General features: G+C 67.6%; 17 protein-coding genes. 12 read left to right on the forward strand and 5 right to left on the reverse strand.

What is annotated here, in order from left to right:
• Positions 1 to 2 precede the first annotated feature (2 nt).
• From trpB to BLU17_RS22365, 10 genes are all read left to right on the forward strand, one after another.
• Entirely contained in the window at positions 3 to 1,196 is a 1,194-nt protein-coding gene (gene trpB, locus BLU17_RS22320; RefSeq protein ID WP_092001405.1) for a tryptophan synthase subunit beta, read from the forward strand.
• 10 nt (positions 1,197 to 1,206) lie between these two features.
• A complete protein-coding gene (locus BLU17_RS22325) occupies positions 1,207 to 2,091 on the forward strand; it encodes a DNA-methyltransferase (protein WP_092001408.1) in 885 nt (294 codons plus the stop codon).
• Positions 2,092 to 2,145: 54 nt separating this feature from the next.
• Positions 2,146 to 2,961, forward strand: coding sequence for a tryptophan synthase subunit alpha (gene trpA / locus BLU17_RS22330; RefSeq protein ID WP_092001411.1), 816 nt, complete (start codon positions 2,146 to 2,148; stop codon positions 2,959 to 2,961).
• A gap of 132 nt (positions 2,962 to 3,093) precedes the next feature.
• A complete protein-coding gene (gene accD / locus BLU17_RS22335) occupies positions 3,094 to 3,966 on the forward strand; it encodes an acetyl-CoA carboxylase, carboxyltransferase subunit beta (protein WP_092001414.1) in 873 nt (290 codons plus the stop codon).
• A gap of 200 nt (positions 3,967 to 4,166) precedes the next feature.
• Positions 4,167 to 5,477, forward strand: coding sequence for a bifunctional tetrahydrofolate synthase/dihydrofolate synthase (gene folC / locus BLU17_RS22340; protein WP_092001417.1), 1,311 nt, complete (start codon positions 4,167 to 4,169; stop codon positions 5,475 to 5,477).
• 62 nt (positions 5,478 to 5,539) lie between these two features.
• Positions 5,540 to 6,499, forward strand: coding sequence for an SPOR domain-containing protein (locus BLU17_RS22345; RefSeq protein WP_092001420.1), 960 nt, complete (start codon positions 5,540 to 5,542; stop codon positions 6,497 to 6,499).
• A gap of 7 nt (positions 6,500 to 6,506) precedes the next feature.
• Entirely contained in the window at positions 6,507 to 7,001 is a 495-nt protein-coding gene (locus tag BLU17_RS22350) for a CvpA family protein (protein ID WP_092001423.1), read from the forward strand.
• Between the two features lie 125 nt (positions 7,002 to 7,126).
• Positions 7,127 to 8,671 (forward strand): amidophosphoribosyltransferase, encoded by a 1,545-nt coding sequence (gene purF / locus BLU17_RS22355; RefSeq protein WP_092001426.1) that lies wholly within the window; start codon positions 7,127 to 7,129, stop codon positions 8,669 to 8,671.
• A gap of 278 nt (positions 8,672 to 8,949) precedes the next feature.
• A complete protein-coding gene (locus BLU17_RS22360; RefSeq protein ID WP_092001656.1) occupies positions 8,950 to 10,146 on the forward strand; it encodes an O-succinylhomoserine sulfhydrylase in 1,197 nt (398 codons plus the stop codon).
• 106 nt (positions 10,147 to 10,252) lie between these two features.
• Positions 10,253 to 11,128, forward strand: coding sequence for an MOSC domain-containing protein (locus BLU17_RS22365; protein WP_092001429.1), 876 nt, complete (start codon positions 10,253 to 10,255; stop codon positions 11,126 to 11,128).
• A 33-nt stretch (positions 11,129 to 11,161) separates the two neighbouring features.
• Here the strand turns inward: BLU17_RS22365 and BLU17_RS22370 are convergent, their stop codons facing one another.
• A complete protein-coding gene (locus BLU17_RS22370; protein ID WP_092001432.1) occupies positions 11,162 to 11,965 on the reverse strand; it encodes an AraC family transcriptional regulator in 804 nt (267 codons plus the stop codon).
• 43 nt (positions 11,966 to 12,008) lie between these two features.
• The gene (locus BLU17_RS22375; protein WP_092001435.1) at positions 12,009 to 12,350 is read right to left on the reverse strand and encodes an FKBP-type peptidyl-prolyl cis-trans isomerase; all 342 of its coding nucleotides are present in this window, start codon (positions 12,348 to 12,350) and stop codon (positions 12,009 to 12,011) included.
• A gap of 155 nt (positions 12,351 to 12,505) precedes the next feature.
• Between BLU17_RS22375 and BLU17_RS22380 the strand changes: the two genes are divergently transcribed.
• Together BLU17_RS22380 and BLU17_RS22385 are read left to right on the forward strand one after the other, a co-directional pair.
• On the forward strand, positions 12,506 to 13,270 hold the full coding sequence (locus BLU17_RS22380) for a sensor histidine kinase (RefSeq protein WP_092001438.1): 765 nt from the start codon (positions 12,506 to 12,508) through the stop codon (positions 13,268 to 13,270).
• A gap of 103 nt (positions 13,271 to 13,373) precedes the next feature.
• Positions 13,374 to 14,774 carry a hemolysin family protein gene (locus BLU17_RS22385; RefSeq protein WP_092001441.1) on the forward strand — a complete coding sequence of 467 codons (1,401 nt, stop codon included), beginning with the start codon at positions 13,374 to 13,376 and terminating at the stop codon, positions 14,772 to 14,774.
• A 19-nt stretch (positions 14,775 to 14,793) separates the two neighbouring features.
• On the opposite strand, the gene treY is transcribed toward BLU17_RS22385, so the two are convergent.
• From treY to treZ, 3 genes are read right to left on the reverse strand one after another with little or no spacing between them, the layout of a single operon-like run.
• Entirely contained in the window at positions 14,794 to 17,670 is a 2,877-nt protein-coding gene (gene treY / locus BLU17_RS22390) for a malto-oligosyltrehalose synthase (RefSeq protein ID WP_092001444.1), read from the reverse strand.
• Positions 17,667 to 19,901: a 4-alpha-glucanotransferase gene (malQ, locus tag BLU17_RS22395; RefSeq protein ID WP_092001447.1), complete on the reverse strand. Its 2,235-nt coding sequence runs from the start codon at positions 19,899 to 19,901 to the stop codon at positions 17,667 to 17,669. The genes treY and malQ overlap by 4 nt, the downstream gene beginning before the upstream one ends.
• Positions 19,898 to 21,799 (reverse strand): malto-oligosyltrehalose trehalohydrolase, encoded by a 1,902-nt coding sequence (gene treZ, locus BLU17_RS22400; RefSeq protein WP_092001449.1) that lies wholly within the window; start codon positions 21,797 to 21,799, stop codon positions 19,898 to 19,900. The genes malQ and treZ overlap by 4 nt, the downstream gene beginning before the upstream one ends.
• Positions 21,800 to 21,801 lie beyond the last annotated feature (2 nt).

The raw sequence follows: 21,801 nt of genomic DNA on the forward strand, positions 1-21,801 counted from the left end.
TTATGTACAATTTACCAGATGAACGCGGCCATTTTGGCCCATATGGCGGCGTGTTCGCCGCTGAAACCCTCATGCAGGCGATCGACGAACTGCGCGACGCCTACGCGAAATACAAGGAAGACCCCGACTTCGTCGCCGAATACGAGCGCGAACTGAAGCATTTCGTCGGCCGTCCTTCGCCGATCTATCACGCGCAGCGGTGGAGCGAACTGCTGGGCGGCGCGCAGATCTATCTCAAGCGCGAAGACCTGAACCACACCGGCGCGCACAAGGTGAACAACGTGATCGGCCAGGCGCTGCTTGCGCGGCGCATGGGCAAGCCGCGCGTGATCGCCGAAACCGGCGCGGGCCAGCATGGCGTGGCGACCGCGACGATCGCGGCGCGCTTCGGCATGGAGTGCGTGGTTTACATGGGTGCCGAGGACGTGCGCCGTCAGGCCGCGAACGTCTACCGCATGAAGCTGCTGGGCGCGACCGTGGTCCCGGTGGAATCGGGTTCGCGTACGCTCAAGGACGCGCTCAACGAAGCCATGCGCGACTGGGTCACCAACGTCGAAAACACCTTCTACATCATCGGCACCGTGGCGGGCCCGCACCCCTACCCGATGATGGTGCGCGACTTTCAGCGCGTGATCGGCGACGAATGCCGCGTGCAGATGCCCGAAATGACGGGCCGCCAGCCGGATGCGGTGATCGCCTGCGTTGGCGGCGGTTCGAACGCGATGGGCATCTTTTACCCGTATATCGACGATAGTTCCGTGCAGTTGATCGGCGTCGAGCCGGCCGGCGACGGCATGGAAACGGGCCGCCACGCCGCCTCGCTCGCGGCCGGCACGCCGGGCGTGCTGCACGGCAACCGCACCTACCTGCTGCAGGACGAGAACGGTCAGATCCTCGAGACGCATTCGGTGTCGGCGGGCCTCGACTACCCGGGCGTCGGCCCGGAGCACGCATGGCTCAAGGACAGCGGGCGCGCCCGGTACGTGACCATCGACGACGAGGAAGCGCTCAAGGCGTTCCACGATTGCTGCCGTATCGAAGGCATCATTCCCGCGCTCGAATCGAGCCATGCGCTCGCGTATGCGGCGAAGCTCGCGCCCACGTTGCCGAAGGAGAAAATCCTGCTGGTGAACCTGTCGGGCCGCGGCGACAAGGACATGCACACGGTCGCAGAGCGATCGGGCATCCAGTTCTGAGCGCCGCGCGATGCGTGACGAGTTCGACGAGCCCCCGGTGCCCGAGGCCGAGGTGAGCGCCGGGGCGGTTGCGATAGAAGCCGCCGAAGCGCGCGCAAGCGTATCCGCGCTACCTGCGGTGCCCGGCACCATCCGGCTCCTGAACCGCGATTTTCTGACCGATGCGGCGAACCTGCCTGACGCCTCGATCGACCTGATCGTCGCCGATCCGCCTTACGGACTCGGCAAGGACTACGGCAACGACTCCGACATGCGTTCGGGCGAGGATTTCCTCGCCTGGACGTACGAATGGCTCGGCCTGGCGATTCCGAAGCTCAAGCCCACGGGCTCGCTCTACGTGTTCTGCACGTGGCAGTACGCGCCCGAGATCTTCGTCTATCTCAAGTCGAAACTCACGATGATCAACGAGATCGTCTGGGATCGTCGCGTGCCCAGCATGGGCGGCACGACGCGCCGCTTCACGTCGGTGCACGACAACATCGGTTTTTTCGCGGTCTCCAGGGACTACTATTTCGATCTCGATCCCGTCCGCATCCCGTACGATGCCGCCACGAAGAAGGCGCGTTCGCGCAAGTTGTTCGAAGGCAGCAAGTGGCTGGAGCTCGGCTACAACCCCAAGGACGTCTGGTCCGTCTCGCGGCTGCACCGTCAGCATGCCGAGCGTGTGGACCATCCCACCCAGAAGCCCCTTGAGATCGTCGAGCGCATGGTGCTCGCGAGTTGCCCGCCGGGCGGCCGCGTGCTGGACCCGTTCATGGGCAGCGGCACCACGGCAGTGGCTTGCGCACGCCAGCAGCGCGAATTCGTCGGCTATGAAATCAACGAAAGTTACTGCGCGATTGCGCGCGAACGCGTGAGCGCGGCCGCCGCAACGTCCGTCGCGGCCGGCGCGTGATGCGTCGCCGCCCGACTTCGTGCAGATAACGCCTGAAAAGCTGAGGCCCCTGAAATGTCCCGTATCAAGACTACGTTCGAGGCGCTCGCCGCCCAAGGCCGCAAAGGCCTGATCCCGTTCATGACGGCCGGCGACCCCGATCCCGCGCGCACCGTCGAATTCATGCACGCGCTGGCCGCCGGCGGCGCCGACGTCATCGAACTCGGCGTGCCGTTCTCGGACCCGATGGCCGACGGCCCCGTGATCCAGCAGTCCTCCGAGCGCGCGCTCGCGAAGGGCGTGACGCTCAGGAGCGTGCTCGCCGACGTGAAGCGTTTTCGCGACACCGACGACAAGACGCCCGTCGTGCTGATGGGCTACGCGAACCCCATCGAGCGCATGGGCGCCGACGCATTCGCGCAAGCCGCCAGTGAGGCGGGCGTGGACGGCGTGCTCGTCGTGGACTATCCGCCCGAAGAGTCGGTGGATTTCACCGCGAAGATGAAGGCCGCCGGGATCGATCCGATCTTCCTGCTCGCGCCTACCTCCACCGACGAACGCATTGCCGAAGTGGGGCGCGCCGCGAGCGGCTACGTCTATTACGTCTCGCTCAAGGGCGTGACGGGCGCGGCAAATCTGGACGTGACGAGCATCGCGGGTAAAATCCCGGCGATCAAGAAGCATGTCTCGCTGCCAGTGGGCGTCGGCTTCGGCATTCGCGACGCGCAAACGGCCGCCGCGGTTGCGCAGGTCGCCGACGCCGTCGTGATCGGCAGCCGCATCGTGCAGTTGCTCGAACAGACGGCGCCGGAAACGGCCGCCGACGCGCTCACGGCGTTCGTCACGGGCGTTCGCGCGGCGCTGGACGAAGTCTCGGCCGGCTCGCACTGAGACTGCTGTAAAATCCACTTTTCGCCATGCGCGGTCGGGGTCGGAACCCGATCGGTTCTCATTGATCGGCTCGTTCTGGAGAGGATCGATCCGCCGCGCCCGCGCATCACGAAGGTCAAGGAAGGAACATCAATGAGCTGGCTCGACAAACTGCTGCCGCCCAAGATCAAGCAAACCGATCCGAAAAGCCGTAAGAGCATTCCGGAAGGGTTGTGGATCAAATGCCCGTCGTGCGAAGCGGTCCTATACCGCAACGACGTCGAGGCCAATCTCCACGTCTGCCCTAAGTGCGATCACCACATGCGCATCGGCGCGCGCGAGCGTCTGGACGGCCTGCTCGACCCGGAAGGCCGCTATGAGATCGGCCAGGAAATCATCCCCGTCGACGCGCTCAAGTTCAAGGACAGCCGCAAGTACCCGGACCGCCTGAAAGAGGCGATGGAAGAAACCGGCGAAACCGACGCCATGGTGGTGATGGGGGGGGCGATCCGCACGTTGCCCGTGGTGGTGGCCTGCTTCGAGTTCTCGTTCATGGGCGGCTCGATGGGCTCGGTGGTCGGCGAGCGCTTCGCGCGCGGCGCGCAAAACGCGCTGGAGCAGCAAGTGCCGTTCATCTGCTTCACGGCTTCGGGCGGCGCGCGCATGCAGGAGAGCCTGCTTTCGCTCATGCAGATGGCCAAGACCACGGCCATGCTGACCAAGCTGGCCGACGCCAGGCTGCCTTTCATCTCCGTGCTGACCGACCCGACCATGGGCGGCGTTTCGGCGAGTTTCGCGTTTCTTGGCGACGTCGTGATCGCCGAGCCGAAGGCGCTGATCGGCTTCGCCGGCCCGCGCGTGATCGAGCAGACCGTGCGCGAGAAACTGCCGGAAGGCTTCCAGCGCGCCGAGTTCCTGCTGCAAAAGGGTGCGATCGACATGATCGTCGACCGCCGCAAGCTGCGCGACGAAATCGCGCAAATGCTGGCGCTGCTGCAACGCCAGCCCGCCGACGCCGTCGCCTGACGGTACGTCCGAGGCGACAAGCGGCCATCCCCGGCTGTCATGCGCAACGCTTCACACCGCGCGCCGCGAGCGAGAGCAAGCGGCGCGTTGTCATTTCCGCGATAATGCCGTTCTTTCGAAGCGGATCGATCGTATAAACCCGCGTGAACCGAACGCCCGCTGCGGGCGTCTCATGCGCAGCACCAGGCATTTTTATCCCGATGAGTACCTTTCCCACCCTCGACGCGTGGCTCACGCATCTCGAAACTGCGCATCCCGTCGGCATAGACATGGGGCTAGAGCGCATCCGCCAGGTGAAGGAGGCGCTGGACCTCCGGTTCGATTGCCCGATCTTCACGGTCGGCGGCACGAACGGGAAGGGTTCGACCTGCGCGATCCTGGAAACGATCCTGCTCAAGGCGGGCTATCACGTGGGTTGCCACACGTCGCCGCATCTGCTCGCGTTCAACGAACGCGCGTGCGTCGACGGCCAGCAGGCCAGCGACGCCGAACTGCTGCCGCACTTCGAGGCCGTGGAAGCCGCGCGCAATTCGCTCGCGAAGCCCGTCACGCTGACGTACTTCGAATTCACGACGCTCGCGATCATGCATCTGTTCGCCTCGCGCGGACTCGACGCGGTGATCTTCGAGGTGGGTCTCGGCGGGCGGCTCGACGCCGTCAACGTGCTCGACACCGACTGCGCGATCATCACGAGCATCGATCTCGATCACACGGAATACCTCGGCGACACGCGCGAGAAGATCGCCTTCGAAAAAGCCGGCATCTTCCGTCCGGGCAAGCCGGCGATCTGCGCCGACCCGATGGCGCCGCAGGCGCTCATCGACCATGCCGAGGCGATCGGCGCGGAACTGTGGCTCTTCGGCCGCGATTTCCGCTATGAAGGCCAGCCGGGCAGCGAGCGCCAGCAATGGAGCTACGTAGGCCCGACGATGCGGCGCTCAGCGCTCGCGTACCCCGCGCTGCGGGGCGCGAACCAGCTCATCAACACGTCGGCGGCGCTCGCGGGCCTCGAGGCGCTGCGCGACCGCCTGCCGGTTTCCGCGCAGGACATCCGTCTCGGGCTCGCCAACGTGGAACTTCCGGGCCGCTTCCAGGTGCTGCCGGGCAAGCCGTCGATCATCCTCGACGTCGGCCACAACCCGCACGCGGCGGCCGTGCTGGCGCAGAACCTCGGCAGCATGGGCTACTTTCCGTACACCTACGCCGTGTTCGGCGCGATGCGCGACAAGGATGTCGCGGGCGTGGTCCAGCACCTGAAGGGCGAGATCGACCACTGGTGCGTGACCGACCTGCCGCTGCCGCGCGCGGCCACGGCGGAACAACTCGAAGAGGTGCTGCGCGATGCGGGCGTGACGAACGGCCCCGATAGCAGCGTGACGCGCTACGAAAGCCCCGCCGCGGCGTTTCAAGATGCGCTAAAACGTGCTACTGAAAATGATAGAATTATCGTTTTCGGAAGTTTCCTGACCGTCGCCGGGGTCATGGCCTGGCGAAAGTCGCAGCAGCACTGACCGCCCGGCACCCGCACGCCGCCCACGCAAGACAGGCCAGGTAGGCCAACAGCAAGCCATACATGGGAATTTTCTCGTTCGGCAAAAAAGATGACGCTGACGCGCCCCGCCGGCGCGGCGCGGAAGCCGCCTCTAGCCGGCGCAGCAATCAAGGCGCGCGCGTGGAGCGGCGCAGCCGCCGGCCGGACCGTTCCGGCGACGCCGAGGCAATGCTGCTCGACCCCACGCTTCCCGAAAAGCAGCGCGCGCGCCGCCGCCTCGTTGGTGCGATCGCGCTGGTGCTGGCGGCCATCGTGATCCTGCCGATGGTGCTCGACTCGCACCCGAAGCCCGTCACCGACGATATCGCCATCGATATTCCCAGTCGCCCGGCCGACAAGGCCGCCGCGCGCCGGGATGCCGAAGACACGCAAGCGGGCGTCGCCCCCGACAGTCCCGCGTCTGCCGAAGCCGCGCCGGGCGCTTCGGGCCTCGCGGCCGCCTCGGGCGTCGCGACCACGCAGAACGCCCAGACCACCCAGAACACCGATAAAGCGACGGCAACGCCCGTCAAAAAGCCCGCGCAAGCGACAACCGCGGCGGCACAGTCGACGCAGGCTGCCCAAACCCCGGCGCCCGCATACGCCGCCAAACCGGCCGCGCAGCAGGCCGCTTCGGCTGGCGCGGCTACCGCTTCGCGCAGCAAGTCGCAGGAAGGCGCGGCCGCAGTGGCGGATAACGCCGACACGAGCAGCGACCACGGTGCAAACGGCGGCGACTCGGGCACGCCAGCCGCGCCGCCGGGCGCGCGCTACGCGGTGCAGCTCGGCGCTTTCTCGAACGACACGACGGCGCGCAACTGGGTCGCGAAGTTGAAAGCGGCGGGCGTACCTGCATATACCGAACAGCGTAAGGAAGCCGATGGCACGACGCGCACGTTGCTGCGCGCGGGTCCGTTCCCGGACCGCGCCTCGGCCGCGGCGGCAATCGCCAAGGTGCGCGGCGCCGGCCTGATGGCGGGCTCGAACGGCAACGCGGAATAAGCCGCCGATGTTCACGGCATTCGACTACGCTGTAATGGCGGTGATAGGCCTGTCGGCGCTGCGTGGCGCGTGGCGGGGCCTCATCGGCGAGATTTTTGGATTGATCGGCTGGATCGCGGCGTTGCTCGTGGCCTGCCGCTACGTGGACCGCGTGGTGCCCTGGATTCCGGCGAACTGGCCGGGCGGGGCGCTCACCCAGTGGCTGATCGCCTTCGCGCTGATCGTCATTGCCGTGGTGCTCGTGGCCGGCGTGGGCAACGCATTGATCGGCCGTCTGGTGCAGGTGAGCGGATTGTCCGGCGTAGACCGTTCGCTCGGGTTGATGTTCGGCGTCGTGCGAGGCGTCGTGCTGGTGCTGATCCTCGTCATCCTTGGCGGGCTGACCGAGCTGCCCCAGCAGGACTTCTGGCGCCACGCGCTGCTGCGGCCGTATGCCGTGCAGGGCGTGCTCGAACTGAAACCGCTGTTGCCCGAGGCGCTCGCGGCCTACGTTCACGTCTGATCAGAAACTGATCGGCAGCGACGAGAGGCGGGGCTTTCCGGCAACGCTGCCCATTTGCGGCGCTCGGCCGGTGTTCGCGAACCCGACCGGCCCGCTACCGATTTCGCTTTTTTGAAGGACCTGCCATGTGCGGCATCGTAGGCGTAGTTTCCCGCTCTCCCGTCAACCAGCTCCTCTATGACGCGCTGCTGCTGCTTCAGCACCGCGGTCAGGACGCGGCCGGCATTGCCACCGCGAACGGCAGCACGTTCCATATGCACAAGGCCAACGGCATGGTGCGCGACGTGTTCCGCACGCGCAACATGCGCAGCCTCCCCGGCACCAGCGGCATCGGCCAGGTGCGCTACCCGACGGCCGGCTCGGCGTCGAGCGAAGAGGAGGCCCAGCCGTTCTACGTGAACGCGCCGTTCGGCCTCATCCTCGCCCACAACGGCAATCTCACGAACTGGCAACAGTTGAAGGACGAGATGTTCCGCGTGGACCGCCGCCACGTGAACACCAATTCCGACACCGAAGTCCTGCTCAACGTGCTCGCGCACGAACTGCAGACGGCCAGCTCGGGCCTCGAACTCGATCCGTCCGCGCTCTTCAAGGCCGTTTCGGGCGTGCACCGCCGCGTGCGCGGCTCGTACGCCATCGTTTCGCTGATCGCCGGCTACGGGCTGCTCGCGTTCCGCGATCCGTTCGGCATTCGCCCGCTGTGCATCGGCAAGATCGAGACGCCGGAAGGCACCGAGTGGATGGTGGCCTCGGAGTCGGTCGCGCTCGAAGGCATCGGCTTCGAATTCGTGCGCGACGTGCGTCCGGGCGAAGCGGTGTTCATCGACTTCGAAGGCAAGTTCTACGCGCAGCAGTGCTCGGCGAGCCCGAGCCTGAACCCCTGCATCTTCGAACTCGTGTATCTCGCGCGTCCGGATTCGGTGCTCGACGGCGTGCCCGTCTACAACGCGCGCCTGCGCATGGGCGACTACCTCGCCGAGAAGATCCGGCGCGAGCTGCCCGACGTGAAGATCGACGTCGTGATGCCGATTCCCGATTCGTCGCGCCCCGCCGCGATGCAGGTGGCGGCGAAGCTAGGCGTGGAATACCGCGAAGGCTTCTTCAAGAACCGCTACGTGGGCCGCACCTTCATCATGCCGGGCCAGGCCATGCGCAAGAAGTCGGTGCGCCAGAAGCTCAACGCCATGGGCATCGAGTTCAAGGGCAAGAACGTGCTCATCATCGACGACTCGATCGTGCGCGGCACCACCTCGCAGGAAATCGTGCAGATGGCGCGCGACGCCGGCGCGACCAAGGTGATCTTCGCTTCGGCGGCGCCGCCCGTGAAGTACCCGAACGTCTACGGCATCGACATGCCCACGCGCGGCGAACTCGTGGCGCACGGCCGCACGGACGAAGAAGTGGCGCGCATCATCGGCGCGGATCACCTCGTGTATCAGGACGTGGAATCGCTCAAGCAGGCCGTGCGCGACATCAACCCCGAGTTGAAGGAGTTCGAGTCGTCGTGCTTCGACGGCGACTACATCACCGGCGACGTCACGAGCGCGTATCTCGACCGCATCGAGACCGCGCGTCTCGCGCCGCAGGCCCAGTCGGATCGCGACGCCGCGAGCGACGCGATGGACGGCGGCGCACGCTCGCAGTTGCATCTGCAACTCTCGGTCGAGTGATGCAGGCGCGGCGGGAAACGCGAGCGCAGGGCTCGCGCTTCCCGTGTTAGCATACGGGCTTGCGTCGATTTGATCTCAGCTTGCGGACGCGGGGCAACCCAAAACAGCTAAAGCGAACGGTGCAATCTGTACCCGCCGCTCATTCGCTGCAGCGCCCCCGAATTCCACGAAAGCCCGCTTTCTGCCGACGCAAAAGCGGGCTTTTTTGCGCCTGCGCGCCGCGCTTGCCGCGCACGCAGGAATGAAGCATGACGGTTCTGGATACGGAAAACACGAACATGGACGACACCCTCAACTTCGACACGCTGGCCGTTCGCTCGGGCACGCTGCGCAGCCAGTTCAACGAACATTCGGAGGCGCTCTACCTCACGTCGAGCTTCTGTTTCGGCAGCGCCGCCGAAGCCGCCGAGCGTTTCAGGAACTCCGAAACCGGCTACACGTATGCGCGTTTCACGAATCCGACCGTCACCATGTTCCAGGACCGGCTCGCCGCGCTCGAAGGCGGTGAGGCGTGCATGGCGACGGCTTCGGGCATGGCCGCGATCCTGTCGGTGGTGATGTCGGCGCTGCAGTCGGGCGACCACATCGTCAGCTCGCAGAGCATTTTCGGCTCGACGCTCGGCATGTTCTCGCAGATCTTCACGAGGTTCGGCATCACGACCACGTTCGTCGATCCGACCGATCTCGACGCGTGGAAGAACGCCGTGCGGCCCGAAACGAAGATGTTCTTCCTCGAAACGCCGTCGAACCCGCTTACCGAAGTCGCGGACATCGAAGCCGTGGGCAAGATCGCGAAGGCGTCGGGCGCGCTCTTCGTGGTCGACAACTGCTTCTGCAGCCCCGCGCTGCAGCAGCCGCTCAAGTTCGGCGCGGACGTCGTGATGCATTCGGCCACCAAGTTCCTCGACGGCCAGGGCCGCGTGCTGGGCGGCGCGCTGGTGGGCTCGAAGCAGTTCATCATGGAAAAAGTGTTTCCGTTCGTGCGCAGCGCGGGTCCGACGCTTTCCGCGTTCAACGCCTGGGTGCTGCTCAAGGGCATGGAAACGCTGTCGCTGCGCGTCGAGAAGCAGTCGGACAATGCGCTCCAAATCGCGCGCTGGCTCGAAACGCATCCTGCCATCAAGCGCGTTTACTATCCGGGCCTCGAGTCTCATCCGCAGCACGCGCTCGCCATGCGCCAGCAGAAGCTGGGTGGCGCGATCGTCTCTTTCGAGGTGAAGGGCGACACGCCCGAGGCGCAGCGCGCGAACGCCTGGCGCGTGATCGACAACACCAAGGTCTGCTCGATCACGGGCAATCTCGGCGATACGCGCACGACCATCACGCACCCCGCAACGACGACGCACGGCCGCATCACGCCCGAAGCGCGCGCGGCGGCAGGCATCACCGAAGGGTTGATCCGCCTGGCGGTGGGTCTCGAAAACGCGCAGGACGTGCGCAACGATCTCGCGCGCGGACTCGATGCGGCGCGGTGAGGTGCGTGAAGTCATGGTTGTATGATCGTGGGTCGCGCGCCGTGGGTGGCTGCAAAAACCGCCCGGCGCGCGGCTCGTTTCCGTGTCTCCCGCTAGCGAGTTCTCCATGGCCACTGTCCGTGCGTTGTACGTCTATCCCGTGAAGTCATGCGGCGCGATTGCGCTCGATCGCGCCCAGATCGGCCTCGAAGGTTTCGAGTGGGACCGGCACTGGATGGTGGCTGACGAGGCCGGCCGCTTCGTTACGCAGCGTCAATACGCGGCGATGGCGCGCATCGTGCCCGCGTTCGTCGACGACGGCGTGCGCCTCACCATGGAAGGCATGAGCGAAGCGCTCCATCTGCCGTTCGCGCCGCGCGGCGGCGAGGCGCGCGTGCCGGCCTCGGTGTGGGACGACAACTTCGAGGCGCTCGACGAGGGCGATCGCGCGGCGCAGTGGTTCACGCAGGCGATCGGCGTTCCGGTGCGCCTTTTGCGATTTGCGCACGACGTCACGCGTTTCGCGAGCAGGAAGTGGACGAATGGCGAGGACGCGCCCACGCAATTCGCCGACGGCTTTCCGATTCTCGTGACCAGCGAGGCCTCGCTGGCGGAGCTCAACGCGCGTCTCGTGGCGAAAGGCGCGCCGCCCGTGCCGATGACGCGTTTTCGGCCGAACATCGTCGTCGGCGACGTTGGCGAGGCGTTCGAGGAAGATTTCATCGATACGCTCGCTATCGAATCCGCTTCGGGCGGCGCGGAGATCGTGTTGCGCTTCGTGAAGCCCTGCTCGCGCTGCCCGATTACGACGATCGATCAGAAGACAGGCGAGCGCGACGCGCAATGGCCCGCCGAACCGCTCGACACGCTCGCAGTGTTTCGCGCCGATCCGCGCGTGGATGGCGGTCTGACGTTCGGGCAGAACGCGATGGTGGTGGCGGGTGCGGGCGAACGCCTGGCGGTCGGCGCGCACGCGCAGTGGGAATACCGCTTCGACGAGTGAGGCGCCGGCGCGTTCGATGCGCGCGGAAAGCGCCTAGTGCGAAGGCAGTGCGCGCCACTGCCCCGGCGCGAGCCCGAAGCGCCGCGTGAACGCGTGCGTGAACGCGCTCTGGTCGCCGAAGCCCACTTCGAGCGCAATGCCGGTGAGCGAAGCGCGCGGGTCGGCGAGCAGCGTGAGCGCGGTATCGAGACGCAGCCGCTGCAGATAACGATGCGGCGTCTCGCCGAATGCCTCGATAAAGAGCTGATGAAAGCGCCGCATGCCGAAGCCGCAATGCGCGGCCAGATCGGCCATGCGCAGCGGCTCCGCGAGATGCGCGCGCAGCCACCGGTCGATGCGCGCGAAGTCCAGCCCCGCAGCCGCTGCGAATTCATTGCCCGCGACAATGCCCGATTGCGCGACAAACGCCGCGCACAGGCGCGCTGAGGCGTCCCAGTGAAAGCGGCGCGCGCGCGGATCGGCGCTCTCATGAGGCGGCGCGGCCACGGCGGCGCGCCGTGCGATCTGGCGCACGAGCTGCGTGAGGGCAGGGTCGAGGCGCACGGCGCGCGCCGTGTCGAAAAGCCGCTCGGGCACCGCAAGGGTGGCGGCGGGCAAGTCGAGCACGAGCTGGCGGTTATCGCCGATGCCCATGTAGTCATGCCGGGCGCCCGCCGGAATGAGCCATGCCGAGCAGTTGTCGATGCGCTCGCCCTGGCCGTCGACGGTCATCTCCATCTCGCCGTCGAGACCGAGCACGATCTGATGAAAATCGTGCAGATCGGTTTCCTCGATCGCGCCGTAGCGGCGCAGTTCAACGCCGGGCGCGGTGACGGGAGCGTGGTGATGCGGGTTCATGATGACCGGTCGCGATTGCAAACAAGACGAGTGCGCCGGGGCCTCAAACGTCCAGCAGCTCGACTTCGAACACGAGCGTCGCGTTCGGCGGAATCACGCCGCCTGCGCCGCGCACCCCATAGCCCAGTTGCGGCGGAATCGTGAGACGGCGCACGCCGCCCACTTTCATGCCCTGCACGCCTTCGTCCCAGCCCTTGATGACCATGCCGCCGCCCAGCACGAAGGCGAACGGGTCGTTACGGTCCTTGCTCGAATCGAACTTCTGGCCGTCCGTCAGCCAGCCGGTGTAGTGCACGCTGACGGTCTGGCCGGCGTTCGCTTCGGCGCCGGTTCCCTCGGTCAGGTCCTCGTACTTGAGGCCCGATGCGGTGGTCACGATAGACATGAAAAACTCCTGATTCGGATGGGGTGAACCCGCTATTGTAGGCGCTTTGCAGGGCGCGGCGCGCGGGTCCGTGCCCAGGCACGCCGGTTGCTCGCTACCCGCTGCCTATAATGTCGGACCGCTCGCCCGGATCGAGGCGAAATACGAGGAATCTGATGGCGTCGACTTCGCAAACCCGTACCGAGCGCACGGCGCACCTGTGCGCCGAGGTAGCGCTTTTCATGCGCGACCATGTGCTCTCGCGCGTCTCGCACGATCTGCGCAGTCCGCTCAATGCAATCCATAGCTGGGCCTACGTGCTCGAACGCAAGATCGACACCGCCGACCCGGCCGCGCAGCGCGCGCTGGGCGGCATTCGCACGGGCGTGGAGCAGCAGGTTCAACTGCTCGAGACGCTCGTCGATACCACGCGCGCCGAAACGCGCAAGCTGCGGATCGAACGCGCGCCGTTCGCGCTTGCGGCGCTGATCGGCGAGACGGTGGACGAGGCGCGCGGCGCGCTCGGCGAGGCGCGCGGCGTGAGCTTCGCGGTGCAGGACACGACCGCGGCGGCGATGCTCGACGGCGATCGCGAGCGCATTGCGCAAGCGCTTTGGCTGATGCTGGTATTCGCCGCGGAGACGAGCGCCCAGGGGGCGACCGTGGTGCTCGCGGCGAGCACGACTGCCGCTGCGGCCCAATTGCAGGTGAAATGGCAGGCAACGCCGCAGGCGCTCACCGACGACACGCTGGCGCACGTGCTGGAAGCCTTCGCGCGCGCGCAGGCGGTCGAGCAGCAGGAGGCGGGGCGTCACGCCTGGGTGCTCGCGCTGTGCCAGCGCGTGGCCGAGGCGCATGGCGGGCGCTTCGCGGCGCCGGCCTTCGTGGGCGAGGGGGAAGACGTCACGCTTGCGCTGAACGTGCCGCTCAACGGCGCGTGAGCGGGCGCAGACCGCGTACGGGTCGCGCGTCGCTGTCCGCTCGCGCCTTTCATCGACCTTGCACCCTTTATACTGAGCGCTTCGTCCTTCGGAGCCTTGTGTCTTGATCCAGCTTCTCGCCCTTGTCGGGGCGTTCCTGCTCGTTGCCCTCAACGGTTTCTTCGTCGCGGCCGAATTCGGCCTCGTCAAGTTGCGCGCCACGCGCGTGCAAAGCCTCGCGCAGCAGCACGGCGTGCGCGGCCGGCTGCTCGCCAAGGTTCACAGCGAACTCGATGCCTATCTGTCGGCCTGCCAGCTCGGCATCACGCTCGCCTCGCTCGGCCTTGGCTGGATCGGCGAACCGGCTTTTGCCCGGTTGCTGGGGCCGGTGTTCGAGCTGGCCGGCGTGCAGTCCGCGGCGCTCGTGCACGGCATTTCGCTGGTGTTCGCGTTCACGGTGATCTCGTTCCTGCACATCGTGGTGGGCGAGCTCGCGCCGAAGTCGCTGGCGATTCGCCAGGCCGAAAAGATTTCGCTATGGGCGGCCGCGCCGCTCTATGGTTTCTACTGGACGATGTATCCCGCGATCTGGGTGCTCAATTCGAGCGCGACCGCGGTGCTGCGTCTGGCGGGCCTTTCTTCGGAGCATGGCCACGAGTCGCACTATTCGACTGAGGAACTGAAGCTGATCCTGCGCAGCCGGCGCGCCGCCGCGCAGGGCGCCGCACACGAACAGCGCGGCGCAAACGAGATGAACGATGCGCGCGGCGGCGCCCCGCAGCGCGCCGCCGCCGCGAATGCCTACAACGCCGACGAGTGGAACACGCTCGCCCACTCGCTCGACTTTTCGCGCCTCACCATTTCCGACCTGATGCGTCCCACGCACGAGATGGTCGGCCTGCGCCGCGACCTCTCGCTGCACGAGAACATGCAGATCGTGGCGCGCCACCGCTTCAGCCGCTATCCGCTGTTCGAGGACGCCAGGGGCGAGCGCGTGGCGGGCCTCATCCACCTGAAGGACCTGTTGCTCGCGCGCGAGGCCGGCAATGCGCTCGACGATCTCGGCAAGTTCGTGCGTCCCGTGCAGTACGTGCGGCCCGATCTGCCGGCGCTCGCGCTGTTCCGGCGCTTTCGCAAGGGCGCGCCGCATTTCGCGCTGGTGGGGCACAAGGGTGCGCGCCCGATCGGCTTCCTCACGCTCGACAACCTGCTCGGTGCGCTCGTGGGCCAGATTCACGACGAGTTTCACCAGGCCGACACCGACTGGACCCGCATGGACGACGGCACGCTGATGGGCCGCGGCAGCCTGCCGGTGGTGTCGCTCGAGCAGGCGCTCGGCATCGACATCGACGAAGGGCGCGCGGAATCGGTGGGCGGCCTCGTGATCCACGCGCTCAACGATCTGCCCACCGAAGGGCAGCGCGTGGCGTTCGATCGCTTCGACATCGTCGTGAAGAAAATGAAGGGGCCGCGCATCGTGCTCGTGCGCGTGTATCCGAAAGACCACGAGGACGAGGGCGGCTAGTCACGCGCTGGTTGACGCCTTAATTGCGCGCGAGCGTGGCGAGCACGGCCGTCGGCATTGCCTTCAGGACGTCGCGCAGTGCGAGCACGTTGCCTTCGCGCACCGTGTGCCCCGTGTCGCTGAGCCAGTCGTGGAGCGTGGCTTGCGCGCAGCCTTGGGGCAACTCGACCGCCGTATCCTCCCAGCGTTCGGGCGCGACGAGCGGGGCGTCGCCGTCGAGCAGTCCAGCCGCGAGCCGCGTGCCGATGACGACGGCCCACGCACGGCCGTGATGGCGCGCGAACGCGATCACGTGCGCGGCTTGCGCGCCGCGCACGTCGAGCGGCAGATACTCGCCTTCGCGCAACAGTTCCGGTGCGCGCCCGCGTAGCGAGAGCAAGCGGCGCACCGTGGCGAGCTTCACATGCGCGTTGCGCCAGTGCGGCAGCTTCGCGGCAGGCGCTTCGTCATCGAGCGCCGCCGCGCGCGCGGCGTAATCGACCGGTCGCCGGTTGTCCGGATCGACGAGGCTGAAATCCCATAGTTCGGTACCCTGATAGAGATCGGGCACGCCCGGCGACGTGAGCCGCAAGACGGTTTGCAGCAACGTGTTGAGTGCGCCCGCCGGCGCGATTCGCGCAACGAACCCGGCGAGCGCCTGGAGGAAGCCGTCGCGTCGCTGCGGAGCCAGGATGTCGAAGAGAAATGCCTGGCACTCCGACTCATAGGCCTCGTCGGGCGAGAGCCAGCTCGTGCGCAGCTTCGCTTCGCGCAGCGCCTTCAACTGCCACTGCGCGACGCGCACGGCAAGCGCGTGCACGCCGGCTTCGTCGCCGGGGTCGAGTTCGGGCGGCCAGCAGCCGACCAGCGTTTGGTAGAGCATGGCCTCGGCGGCCGGCCCCGGCGACCACGCCGCGCCTGCGGCGGCGCCGTTGCGGCGATGCGTCTGGTTCAACGTCGACCAGGCGCGCAGCGTGGCGCTCCATTCGCCCGCTATTTCGCTCAGCACGGCGAGTCGCGCGCGCACGTCCTCGCCGCGCTTGTGGTCGTGCGTGGCCGTTGCGAGCAGGCCGAAAGGACGTTGCCGGCGCAACCGGTTCGCCGCATGAAAGTCGTGTGGCGTGCGCGCGAAATCGTCGGGGTCCGCGCCCACTTCGTTGCGCGAGAGCAGGCGGCCGTAGCGATAGAGCGCGGTGTCTTCGGTGGCCTTCGCGGCGAGCGGCGCCGTGAGCTGCGAGAACAGCGCGAGCGCCGTGCGTTGTGCAATGAGCGCGTGGCTGAGCGGGGTATTCGCCGGATTGTTGCCCGCGCTCGCATGGGCACTCGCCTGCGCGGCGCGAGCCGCCTTGCCGCTAACGCCGCCGCCATTGCCGCCATTGCCGTTGCCCGCTGCCGGTTCGGGCGCGCGCCCGCCGAGCCAGCCGTCGACGAGGTCGAGCGCCGCGAGGCTCGCGCGCGGCAACGCTTGCCGCGCGGCTTCGAGCGCGACCCCGAAATAGCGATCGTCGAGCGCGCTGCGCAGGCCGTTTGCCGGATAGATCCGGTAAATCGGGAATCGCGTGGCCAGGTGTGCGACCACGCGATGCACCGATGCATACGTGGTGTCGCGCGTGCCCGGCAGCTCGCGTGCGATGCGGTGCAGGGCGCGCGTGACGTGGTCGAGCTCGGCGGCGAGGTAGGCGGCCAGCATTTCGCGGCGCGCGTCGAGCGCGTAGCCCGCGAACGGCCGGTCGTCGCCGGCGATGGCGGCCCACGCTTCGGCGAGCGGCGCCGCGCCTGCGGGATCGTGCAGCAACGCCCCGACGTCGTTCATGAAGTCGTAGCCCGTCGTGCCCTGCACGGGCCAGTCCTCGCGCAGCGCTTCGCCGCGCGCGAGGATCTTTTCGACCACGACGAAAGGCTGCGTGGCGCGCAGCGAGGCGAGCCGTTGCCGCAGTCGTTCGCAGTATTCGCGCGGGTCCGCAAGCCCGTCGATGTGATCGATGCGCAAGCCGTCGATCACCCCGTCTGCGTAGAGGCGAAACACGAGCTTGTGCACGGCCTCGAACACGTCGTGGCGCTCCACGCGCACCCCCGCGAGCGCGGTGATGTCGAAGAAGCGCCGCCAGTTCACTTCGTCGGTGGCGGTGCGCCACCAGGCAAGCCGAAAATGCTGGCGCTCCAGCAGCCTGTGCAGCCGGTCGCGCGGCACCGGGTCGGCACTTGAAAAGGATTCCAGAACGAAGTCGATCGGGTCGGTGCCCGCGCGCTCGACGAACGCGCGCAGCGCGTCGCGCCCGGCGGCGGCGCGCGCCTGATCGTCGGGCTGCGTCGTGAGGCCCTGGAACGGCCCGGCGAGCGTGTTGAGGTCGGCGCGGTTCGCGGACTGCAGCAGCGCCGCGTAGTCGGTCGGACAGATCGGGCACATGTGCGGCCCGTACTGCACGTAGAAGCGCGCGGCCACGGGATCGAATTTCAGTTCGATGCGGCCTGCCGCAAGCTCGTCGCCATACTGCGCGCCGAGGAAGGGCATCAGCACCTTGCCGCGCAGCGCCGGGTCGGGCGAATGCCAGTCCACGTCGAAGTGGCGCGCATAGGCGCTGTGGCGGCCCCATTCGAGGATGTCGAGCCACCAGGCGTTGTGCGCGCCGCCCACTCCCATGTGATTCGGCACGAAGTCGGCGATGATGCTCATGCCGCGCTCGTGCACCTTCGCGGCGAAGCGGCGCAGCGCGCTTTCGCCGCCCAGTTCCGCGCTCACCGTGCCGTAGTCGACGGTGTCGTACCCATGCATCGATCCGGGCTGCGCGGTCGTCACGGGCGAGAGGTAGAGATGGCTCACGCCGAGCGCGGCGAAGTAGTCGAGCTGCGTGAGCGCGTTGTCGAATGTGAAGCCGTGATGGAGTTGCAGGCGCAGCGTCGCGCGAGGGTGTGTCATGGCGTCGGCTTCGTTTCGGGCGCGTTGGACGCGCCGCTGGCGGTTGGATTGGCGCCCGCCGCCGGGTCCGGTTCGGCGCCCGTGCGTGCCACGGCTTCGCGCGCGCGCGCGATCATGTCGATGCGCGCGGCGACGGCCGGATCGGCGAACAGCGACTCGACGGGCAGCGGCAGGCGGCGGCGCCAGTTCGGATGCTCGTCGATCGAGCCCGGCAAATTGGGCTGGTCGGACAAGGCGAGCAGGTCTTCGAGCGGACAGGTGACGAGCGGGCTGCGGGTCGCCGCCACGTAGCCGAGCGCGCCGTTGACCGGCGGATCGTCGGGCGGCGGCGGATTGGCGTCGCGCGGCGCGAAGCCGCTTTGCTGCAGCGCGCGCCAGAGCGCCGCGCGATCGTCCGCGCGGCGCGCGTGTTCGAGCGCGACCGGGTCGCGGCCGTCGGCGCGCGGCAGCGTCTGGCCGATGCGGTTGCGCCAGTCGATGTCGGCGCCGCGCCACCAGCCCGCGACGGTCGGCAGATCGTGCGTCGTGGTGGTCGCCACGCCGTGCGGGTCCCAGTGCGAAGGTGCGAGAAATCGCTCGCCGTCGTGCTCGAACCACAGCACGCGAATGCCGTAGAGACCCTGTGCGGCGAGCCGTTCGCGCAAGCCGGGCGGCACGGTGCCGAGGTCTTCGCCGATCACGATCGCATGATGACGCCACGACTCGAGCGCGATGAGCCGCACGAGGTCGTCGAACGGATAGCGCAGATACGCGCCGTGCCGCGCGCTTTCGCCTTCGGGCACGAGCCACAGGCGCCGCAGCCCGAGGATATGGTCGATGCGCACGCCGCCCGCATGGGCGAACGCGGCGCGCAGCATGTCGATGAACGCGCGAAAGCCGTTGTTGTGCATGGCGCGCGGCGAGAACGTGGTGAGGCCCCAGCTTTGTCCGGCCTGGTTGAAGATGTCGGGCGGTGCCCCCACCGAAACGCGTTGCAGCATGTCTTGCGGCAGCGACCACGCGTGCGAGCCGGCGCCGTCGCAACCCACGGCGAGGTCGGCGACGAGGCCGATCGCCATGCCTGCCTCGCGCGCGCCGCGCTGCGCGCTCGACAGCCCCTGCGCCGCGAGCCATTGCAGGAAGCAATGAAAGTCGACTTCGTGCCGGTGCTCCTGCGCGAACGTCGCCACGTCGGGGCTGCGCGGGTCGCGCAGCGGCGCGGGCCAGTCACGCCAGTGGCGCGGGCCGCCGGGTCCGCCCAGCATCGCTTCCTGGAGCGCTTCGAAGCGCGCATGGTCTTCGAGCGCTTCGCCGCCCTGGGCGCGGAACGCATGGAAAGCCGCGGCGCGCGGCGAGCCGCTCGCGCGCTCCTCGGTGTCGAAGCGCTCGAAGAGCGCGCGCAGCACCTTGAGCTTGAGCGGCAACGCACGTTGCCAGTCGATGAGCGGGGCGGCTTCGAGTTCGCGCCAGGCGTCGCCGGCGTGGGCGGCCATGCTCGCGTCGTGCGCGGCCTGTGCGCCGAATACGGCGGCGGGATCGATGTGCGCGACGTTGAGCCAGAGACGCGACGACGGCGCATAAGGGCTGAAATGACCGGCATCGGCGCTGAACATCGCATGCGTCGGGCTGACGGCGAGCGCCTGCGCGCCGCGCCGCGCGCCTTCGGCGGCGAGCGTGGCGAGCGCGGTGTAGTCGCCGATGCCGCCATCGCCATTGCGTCGGAGTCCGTACAATTGGGCGGCGAGCCCCCATAGTGGCGGCACGGCGCCGCTGTCGCCATGGCGCGCTCGCCACGCGTCGGAGACGGTATGGCAATGCGGCGGCGCGACGGCGATCGTCAAACGATGATCGTTGACGGTGAGCGTGTGATAGCCGGGTTCGCTCAGCGGCGCGAGCAATGCGCTTTCGCCGCGCGGCGTGGTGAAGCGGCCTTCGATATGCTCGCCGCTCTCGAGGTCGATGCGATAGTGACTGCCCGCGCGCACGGCCGAAGGCGGTAGCTCGATCGCGCTTTCGTATGCGGCGGTGATGAGCGGCGGCAGGCGTCGCGCCGACTGTTCGGCGTTGAGCGCGGCGGTGCTCTGCCGGATCTGCGTGGCGTTCGCGCAGGGCAGGCCGGCGCATTCGAGCAGCGTGGCGAGCGTGCTGTCGGGAACGCGCTGCACCGCGCCGTGCGCGTCGGTCCATTCGACCTCGAAGCCCGCTCTGGCGGCCAGGGTCGCGAGCGCTTCGCCGCGGCGCGCCGTGCTCATGCGCGCGGCTCCTCGCGGCGCACGACGCGCGCGTCGTGCTCGCTCGAAAATTCGGGCACGTCGCCGGTGAGCCACGCGATGCACGCGCCTTCGGGCAACACGCCGTTGTCGGCATGATCGCGCGCGCGCGGCGGCGTTTCGAAGATCACCATGCCTTCGGGCCGCGGGTCGAGGCGCACGCCGTCGCGGCCCAGATTGAGCGCGATCGTGAGCGTTTCGCCGTCGTCGAGCCGCCAGCGCGCGAGGAGCGCGGCAAGGCCGTTCGCGGCGTCGTCGGCGAGAACAGTGGCGCCGAGCGCGCGTGCATGGCGCAGACGCGGCATCAGCAAATGCGCGCGCACGCACAGCGCCGACTTGTAGAAGTGCATCCATTCGAGCCGTTCGCCGTCGAGCGGCGCATCGGCGGGCGGCGACGAATTCACGAAGGTCTGCGGATCGTTCGGATCGGGAATGCGCGCGCGGCTCGCTTCGTCGCTGAACGCGCTGAATGCCTTGAATTCGCGGCGGCGGCCTTCGCGCACCGCGTCGGCGAGCGGCCCGGTGAAAGCCGTGAAGAACTGGAACGGCTGCGTCGAGCCGTATTCCTCCTCCATGAAGATGAGGGGGATTTGCGGCGAGAGCAGCAGCATCGCGGTGGCCGCGCGCAAGGCGTCGTCGTCGGCCAGCGCGCGCAGGCGCTCGCCGAACGCGCGGTTGCCGATCTGGTCGTGGTTCTGCAGAAACATCACGAACGCGGTGGGCGGCAGGTGCGCGCTCGGCTCGCCGCGCGGCTTGCCCGCATGGACCGGCGACGGATCGCCCTGATATGCGAAGCCCTCGCCGAGCACGCGCGCCAGCTTCCGGATAGGCGACTCGCTGAACGCGCGATAGTAGCCTTCCGATTCGCCGGTCAGCAACACGTGAAAGCAATGGTGCGCGTCGTCGTTCCATTGCGCATTGAAGTGCGATTCGAGCAGATTGGCTTCGTTGTGCTCGTTTTCCAGCACGAGATGCACGTGCCGCCCCGGCTCGGCGCGCGCCTTCACGTGATCGGCCAGTTCGCGCAGCCAGTTGGTGTTGCCGATCGCATGCGCGGCATCGATGCGCAACCCGTCGAAGCGATATTCGGTGAGCCAGTAAAGCGCATTGTCGCAGTAGAAGTCGCGCACTTCGAAACGGTCGAAGTCGAGCGCATCGCCCCATGGCGTCTTGATGTCCTGGCGGAAGAAGGGCTTGGCATAGAGGCCGAGCCAGTTGCCGTCGGGGCCGAAGTGGTTGTACACGACGTCGATGAATACCTGCAGCCCCAGGCCGTGCGCGGCGTCCACGAGCGCTTTCAGTTCTTCCGGAGTTCCGTATGCCGCATGCGGGGCATATGGCAGCACGACGTCGTAGCCCCAGCCCCGCTCGCCCGGATAATCGTTGAGCGGCATGAGTTCGACTGCGGTCACGCCCAGTTCCGCGAGGCCCGGCAGACGCTTCATCACGCCCCGGTAGCCGCCCAGCGCGCCCACGTGCAGTTCGTAGAGCACGGTCTCTTCCCATGGCCTGCCTTGCCAGTCCGTGTGTTGCCAGGCGTAGGCGCGCGGGTCGAGCACTTCGCTGGGTCCGTGCACGCCTTGCGGCTGGAAGCGCGAAGCGGGGTCGGGTACGCGTTGCTGGCCGTCGACGCAATAGCGGTAGAGCGTGCCCGGCCCGCACGGCGCATCGGCTTCGAACCAGCCGTTGCCGCTCGATGTCATGTCGAGCGGCGGCGCGTCCCGGACGTTTTCGAACACGATCTGCACTGCCTGGCACGATGGGGCCCAGAAGCGAAAGCGCGTATGCGGCTGCGCGTGCGCCGCGCCGATCAGTTGCGCGCCGAACGGCAGGCAATGCATGTAGTGGCGGGCGCGCGAATCTTGCGAAAGCAGGGACATGG

The sequence above is a fragment of the Paraburkholderia lycopersici genome (assembly GCF_900096975.1).
Lineage (GTDB): Bacteria > Pseudomonadota > Gammaproteobacteria > Burkholderiales > Burkholderiaceae > Paraburkholderia > Paraburkholderia lycopersici.